This window comes from Pseudomonas sp. SJZ080 (assembly GCF_007828295.1).
Lineage (GTDB): Bacteria > Pseudomonadota > Gammaproteobacteria > Pseudomonadales > Pseudomonadaceae > Aquipseudomonas > Aquipseudomonas migulae_A.
Genome location: NZ_VIUK01000056.1, coordinates 1 through 6,977, shown reverse-complemented (window position 1 = coordinate 6,977; position 6,977 = coordinate 1). Strand labels below are relative to the sequence as shown.

General features: G+C 61.3%; 5 protein-coding genes. 4 read left to right on the top strand and 1 reads right to left on the bottom strand.

Annotation, left to right across the window (positions count from 1 at the left end; all coding sequences use genetic code 11):
* The first annotated feature begins 369 nt into the window (after positions 1 to 369).
* Positions 370 to 1,086, top strand: a complete 717-nt coding sequence (locus FBY04_RS32095) for a tellurite resistance TerB family protein (protein WP_145319707.1) — start codon at positions 370 to 372, stop codon at positions 1,084 to 1,086.
* Positions 1,087 to 1,171: 85 nt separating this feature from the next.
* Here FBY04_RS32095 and FBY04_RS32090 read toward each other — a convergent pair whose 3' ends face one another.
* Positions 1,172 to 1,624 (bottom strand): cupin domain-containing protein, encoded by a 453-nt coding sequence (locus tag FBY04_RS32090; RefSeq protein WP_145319704.1) that lies wholly within the window; start codon positions 1,622 to 1,624, stop codon positions 1,172 to 1,174.
* Between the two features lie 195 nt (positions 1,625 to 1,819).
* On the opposite strand from FBY04_RS32090, the gene FBY04_RS32085 reads away from it, so the two are divergent.
* Genes FBY04_RS32085 through ligD form a run of 3 tightly spaced genes read left to right on the top strand, consistent with a single transcriptional unit; the run spans position 1,820 to position 6,793 of the window.
* Complete coding sequence (locus tag FBY04_RS32085) at positions 1,820 to 3,202, top strand: iron-containing redox enzyme family protein (protein ID WP_145319701.1); 1,383 nt, start codon at positions 1,820 to 1,822, stop codon at positions 3,200 to 3,202.
* 9 nt (positions 3,203 to 3,211) lie between these two features.
* Positions 3,212 to 4,204, top strand: a complete 993-nt coding sequence (locus FBY04_RS32080) for a class I SAM-dependent methyltransferase (RefSeq protein WP_084322598.1) — start codon at positions 3,212 to 3,214, stop codon at positions 4,202 to 4,204.
* Positions 4,205 to 4,207: 3 nt separating this feature from the next.
* A complete protein-coding gene (gene ligD / locus FBY04_RS32075; protein WP_145319698.1) occupies positions 4,208 to 6,793 on the top strand; it encodes a DNA ligase D in 2,586 nt (861 codons plus the stop codon).
* Positions 6,794 to 6,977: the final 184 nt, after the last annotated feature.

Below are 6,977 nucleotides of genomic sequence, written 5' to 3'. Positions count from 1 at the left end.
TTCTGCGCAGTGGGCAACCCGGCATGGATGCCGGGTTAGCCGCCCCCGGCCATGGATGGCCGATGGCGGCGGGCCCACGGAGCAGGACCGGAGCGCGGGCATGCCGAGCCTAGGCGAGGCACCGAACGAAAGGGGCAAAAGCGCTTGGTTACTTGGCGCTTTTCCAAGTAACCCGCCGTAAGGGCGGAACCATTTGCGGCCGTTACCGCAGCAACGGATATACCCCAACCGCCTGAACACCAACCCCAAATCAACACAATCACGTATTAAAGGAGGGCGACCGCAACGTCAGCCAAACGGTGCTGGCGCAATAGCCTGCGAGGACTATCGTTGCCTGACTGGAAAACTCCAACCAATGAGGACGTCGTCATGAACACCAGCGATTTGCTCGAACAACTCTTGCGAGCCGGCCAGGGCTCAATGACGCAGCAAGGTGGCGGCGTACCTTCCCAGGGCGGCATGGGCAGCGGTCTTGGCGGATTGCTCGGCGGCCTGCTGGGCGGCGGTGCCGGTGCAAACAGCGGATTGGGCGGGTTGCTGGGAGGTTTGCTCGGCGGCGGCTCAGCCATGGGCGGTTCGCCCCAGCGACGCTCCGGTGGCGGCACCCACTACGCGGCGCTGGCCTCCCTCGGCATGATGGCTTTTCAAGCGTATCAAGCCTGGCAACGCAGCCAGGTGGCCGCGCCGCAACAGGCACCCCGCACCGTGGACCTGTTATCCGGCCCGGAAGTCGAGGATCACAGCCACGCCGTCCTTCGAGCATTAATAGCCGCGGCGAAGGCCGATGGCCGGATCGATGACGCCGAAAAGCACATGATCAGCACCGAAATCGGCCGCCACACCGATGACCCGGAACTGCAGCAATGGCTGGACGATGAAGTCGCCCGCCCGCTCGATGCCGCCGATGTGGCGCAGTCGGCAACGGACCCGGCGATAGCCGCGGAAATGTACCTCGCCAGCGTCATGCTGGTGGACGACCAGCAGGACGCCGAACGCAGCTACCTCGATGAACTGGCGGCAGCGTTGCAGATCGATCCGGATTTGCAGGTGCATCTGGAACAGCAGGCCAAGGGCGGCGCCGCCTGACCTGGTTATTTGGAGGCTTGTTCGTAGGCGCCAGGCTCGCCGGCGAAAGCGCTTGTCTGTACGCCTTCGCCGGCAAGCCTGGCGTCTACACGGGTTGCGGTAATTTCGGCAGCAAAAACGTCACCCCATACGCTTGGGCAATCTCCAGTATTTGCGGCAAATCCTCCGGCACCCTGAGCCGGTCCACTGCCGCAAAGAACTGGCCGCCCCGTGGATCAGACACCACGCCGATCATCTTCGACGTGGCGCTGATGTTCTTGTAGGCATGGATGGACCCAGCGGGTATATGCACGTAACCGCCGGCCGAGACGGTAGTGGAGGCGCCCTCGACCGTCACTTGCACCTGCCCGTCAATTACGTAGAACGCCTCATCCCAAGGATGAAAGTGCGGGGGCGGGCCGCCTCCCTGCACGCCTTCCTGGATGTGCACTTCAAAGGGTTTGCTCAGATCACCGCCCGCGAAAATCGTGATCGCCTCACCCACGACATTGACCGGTCTGGGGGTTTTTCCAGACTCGATGACGTGAACCGTTCGCATGATTGCTCTCCCGAGGATGAGTCCACACCCGGTTGAGTATATTCATTCGAGCCCGCGCCGGGTGCAGCGGCACAGGGCCGTCTGTCAGGGCAATTTCAACCCGGATTGAATTTTTCTCCGGGCAAATCGCTCTGCTGAAATAGAGACGTGTTGATTCAGCGTCCTGCCACTGGCCACAGACCGAGAGATGCGCCCATGACTGCCCTGACACGACTCGAATCCCGACCTGCCCACGAGCACGCCATCCCCACTGCCGGCAGCCTGAAACAGTGCTATGAGCAGCTGCTGCTGGGCGACGATGCCGAGCAACGCCACGCAATCGGCAAAATATTCCTGCAAGCGCAACTGCAACGAGCCGCAGACCTGCCCGAAGAGATGCCGGAAGATCTGTCGGCCCTGCAAACTTTCGTTGAACAGCACAGCACTGAAGTGGCGCGCCAATACGCTGATTATCTGAGCGCCCGCAAGGAGGGCGGACCACGGCAGTTTTTCAGCAACAAGGCGCACGCGCTGTTCTTCCTGCAAGCTGTCAGCCCGACCAAACGGGTGGACGGTGCCTGGTTGTACGGCCTGCTGCAGCACTGGCGCGACCCGCGTTTCGAAGGGCTGATCTGCACCTATCTGGAAGAGCTGGGCGATGGCAATCCGGCGCAGAATCATGTGGTGATCTACCGCAAACTGCTGGCCGAACTGGGCGTGGACACCGGCGTCATTGCCGACGAACATTACCTGCAAGGCGCGATTCAACTGGCGCTGGGCGAATGTGCCGACGACTTTCTGCCAGAGGTGATCGGCTACAACCTCGGCTACGAGCAGCTGCCGCTGCACCTGCTGATCAGTGCCTACGAGCTTAGCGAACTGGGCATCGATCCGTATTACTTCACCCTGCACGTGACCATCGACAACGCCAGTACCGGCCACGCGCAAAAAGCCGTGCAATCGGTGCTGCAACTGCTACCGATCGAAGGCGATCGCGAGGACTTTTTGCGCAGGGTCGCGCTGGGATATCGGCTCAATGACCTGGGGCAGGGCAGTCGGGCGATTATCGAGTCGTTCGACCTTTACGCTGAGGTGTTGAATATGCTGGAACGCAAACGCCCGTTCGGCCAGCACATGCATTCCGACTACTGCCGGTTCGAGGGCAAGACCGTCAATCAATGGCTGTCATCGCCGGAGCAGTTGCCAGGATTTCTCGCCGCCATGGAAAAAAAGGGCTGGATCAAACGTCATCAGGATCCCCAGGAAAGCCGCTTCTGGCAATTGATCGAGGGTGACGGCGCGGCCATGTTCGGTGTGTTCAGCCCTTATGAAAAGCAACTGTTGCACGACTGGATCTCCGGTGACTGGGCAGCGGAGCGTTCAACACCTGCGCCGCGCCGCGTCAGCAGTGGCGCGGTCGAACCGGCGTTGCCCGCCAGCGATCCGGACATCCAGACCTTGCTAGCCGCGCTGGAAGGCTTGTCCGCCGCCGAGCAGATGCCGGTGTTGATTCCGTGGCTGTCCGCCCATCGACACGCCCATCCAGCCGGCCTGATGGCCACGCGGCGATTCATCGAACTCAAATCCAGCCTTCGATAGGAGCACGGCATGAATCAGGAAGAACAATTGGGTGCTGCGGATCTGGCCTTGCTGCAATTGGGGCGCCGCTTGCAGGCGGACGGTTACCGCTTTATCACGCCGACGCCGCTGACCCATCAGCGGGTCAATGACCGCGCGTTTGGCCAAAGTGCCCGGACCCTGCGCGAAGTGTTCGGGTGGTCGCGGCCGTTCGAACCGGGGCTGTTGTCCACGGACGAACAGCGTCAATTGCAACAGGCGGGCGTTCTCGAAGAGAGCAATGGCCGGCTGAAAAGCCACGTACGCTGGTCCAGCCTCGATGACCTGTTGTTCGTGCATTCCGGATTCCCCACGGACGCGGCCGACGCGGTGTTCTTTGGCCCGGATACCTACCGTTTTGCCCAGTTGATTCACGCCCATCTGCAACAGAGCTTTGCGCCGGTCAGACGTGCCGTCGACATCGGCTGCGGCGCTGGCGTCGGCGCTATCGTGATTGCTCGCGCACGGCGTGAGGCCGAGGTGCTGGCGGTTGACATCAACCCGGCGGCGCTACGCCTGACGGCTGTGAACGCAGCGCTCGCCGAAGTGGCCAACGTCAGCATCGAAGCCAGTGATGTGCTGCAGGATGTCGACGGCACATTCGACCTGATCGTCGCCAATCCGCCCTACATGGCCGACCCCGCCGAGCGTGCCTATCGCCACGGCGGTGGGGCGCTTGGCGCGCAGTTGTCGGTGCGTATTGTCGAGCAGGCGCTGAACCGGCTGACCACAGGCGGTTCGCTGGTGTTGTACACGGGAGTGGCGATGGTCGACGGCTGTGATCCGTTTCTCGCAGCGCTGGCGCCGTACCTGGATTCGGCACGGTTCGGCTGGACCTATCGCGAGATCGATCCCGACGTGTTCGGCGAAGAGCTGTTGATGCCGGGCTACCAACGGGTGGAGCGAATCGCGGTGGTCGCGCTGATCGTCACGCGGCTTGATCCGGGCATCGGAGGAAGCGTTGAATCAGCCACGGGTGAGTGAGCCATGAACAAGAATCTGGATGACTACAACCGCATGCGTGACTTCTCGGCGACCTCCGAACCGGCCGCCAAACGTTCGGGCAAGAAAGCCGCGAAAGATCACGCCTTGCAGTTCTGTATCCAGAAGCACGACGCCTCGCGCCTGCACTACGACTTTCGCCTGGAACTCGATGGCGTGCTCAAGAGCTGGGCGGTGCCGAAAGGCCCCTCGCTGGACCCCAAGGTCAAGCGCCTGGCGGTGCATGTCGAAGACCACCCGATTGATTACGCCACGTTCGAGGGCAGCATTCCCGAAGGGCATTACGGTGCCGGTGACGTGATTGTCTGGGACCGTGGCGTGTGGATTCCGCAGGAAGACCCGGCCAAGGCCTACGCCAAGGGCAAGCTCAAGTTCGAGCTGCAGGGCGAGAAGCTCGGTGGCTTGTGGAACCTGGTGCGCACGCACATGCCAGGCAAGCAGGAGCAGTGGTTCCTGATCAAACATCAGGACAGCGCGGCCAAACCCGAAAGCGATTACGACGTGGTCGCCGCCGAGCCGGACAGCGTCCTCAGTGACCGGACCATCGTTGCCAAAAAAACGAAAGCGGCGGACAAGCCCAAACCCATCAAGAAACCGGCGCGCAAAGTTGCGGAAAAAAAACTGCCGGCGCAACTGACCGGTGCGCACAAAGCGGCATTGCCGGACCTGATCAAACCCGAACTGGCGACGCTGGTGGAAAAAGCCCCGGACGGCGAGTGGAGCTATGAGATCAAGTTCGACGGTTACCGGATCATGGCTCGCATCGATCATGGCGAGGTCAAGCTGTTCACCCGCAACGGTCACGACTGGACCCACAAACTGCCGAAACAAGCCGAGGCGCTGGCATCGCTGCAACTGGAATCCGCCTGGCTCGACGGTGAGATGGTGGTGGCCAACGAGCAAGGCGTGCCGGACTTTCAAGCGCTGCAAAACGCCTTCGACACCGGGCGCAGCGGCAACATTCTTTACTACCTGTTCGACATGCCTTACCTCAATGGCGTGGACCTGCGCGAGGTGCCGGTCGAAGAGCGGCGGGTCGCGCTGGCGACGGTGCTCAAACCCAATGAAAACCCGTTGCTGCGGTTCTCCGACGCGTTCGCCGAAGAGCCCGACGCCTTGCTCAACAGTGCCTGCCAGATGCAGATGGAAGGACTGATCGGCAAACGCCTGGACTCGCCTTACGTGTCGCGTCGCAGCAGTGACTGGATCAAGCTCAAGTGCAAACATCGACAAGAGTTTGTGGTGGTCGGCTACACCGATCCAAAAGGGGCGCGCAATGCGTTTGGTGCGTTGCTGCTGGGGTTGCACGACCGTGACAGCGGTGAGCTGCGTTATGCTGGCAAGGTCGGCACTGGCTTCAACGAGACAACGCTTGAAAGCATCTACGAACAACTGAAACCGTTGCAGACGAAGAAGCCTTCAGTCGTCAATCCACCGTCCGGATTTGACGCCAAAGGCGTGCACTGGCTCAAACCCGTTCTGCTGGCTGAAATTGCCTTCGCCGAAATGACCAAGGAAGGCTCGGTTCGTCACGCCGTGTTCCATGGCCTGCGTGACGACAAACCGGCCGAAGACATCACCGAGGAACGACCGAAAGTGGTGAAGAAAAGCACGGCAGAAAAACCTGTCACCCGCCAAAGGAACGCGTCGGAAAAAGCCGCGCCGGCGCCGTCACAACTTGGCCTGGGCGAGGGCAAGGTGCGGATCACTCACCCGGACCGGATCATCGACGCCAGCAGCGGTACCACCAAGGTGCAATTGGCGGAGTATTACGCCGGCGTCGCCGAATGGATTCTGCCCGAATTGAAAGACCGGCCCGTGGCGCTGGTTCGCGCGCCGGACGGTATTGCCGGTGAATTGTTTTTCCAGAAAAACGCCGAGCGCCTGGCGATACCGGGGATCACCACCCTGGACAAGGAACTCACCGGCCAGCCGATCATGATCATCAACAGCGCCGAAGCGCTGATTGGCGCCGTGCAGATGAGCGCCGTCGAGCTGCACACCTGGAACGCCACGTCGGACAACCTCGACAAGCCAGACCGCTTCGTTCTCGACCTCGATCCGGACCCGGCGCTGCCATGGAAAAGCATGGTCGAGGCGACTCAACTGACGTTGTCGGTGCTGGATGAACTGGGACTCAGGGCTTTCCTCAAGACCAGCGGCGGCAAAGGCATTCACCTCGTGGTTCCGCTGACCCGCAAGCTCGGTTGGGATGAAGTGAAGGACTTCAGTCACGCCATCGTCAGCCACATGGCCAAGCTGTTGCCGGAACGGTTTTCCGCAGTTTCGGGGCCGAAAAACCGGGTGGGGCGGATCTTCATCGATTACCTGCGCAACGGCCTCGGAGCAACCACCATTTGTGCTTACGCCGCGCGCACCCGCGAAGGGCTGCCGGTGTCGGTGCCGATCTTTCGCGAGGAGGTGGCCGGGCTCAAGGGCGGCAATCAGTGGAACGTGCACAATGTGCATGAACGCCTGGCCGAGGTGGGCGACGAGCCGTGGGCCGACCTGAAGAAAACAAAACAGGCGATCACCGCCGAGATGCGGCGGCGTGTTGGGATGAAAAAGTAGCAGGATCTGAGTCCTGACGCTGTCCAAATGTGGGAGCGGGCTTGCTCGCGAAGAGGAAGTGTCAGTCGACATCCATGTCTCTGGTGCACCGCCTTCGCGAGCAAGCCCGCTTGTGTCTAGATCTAGGAATAAGCTCTGGGGTGAGAGGGGTGGATGGCAAGCTGTGAGTCCGCGGTGCTTGAAG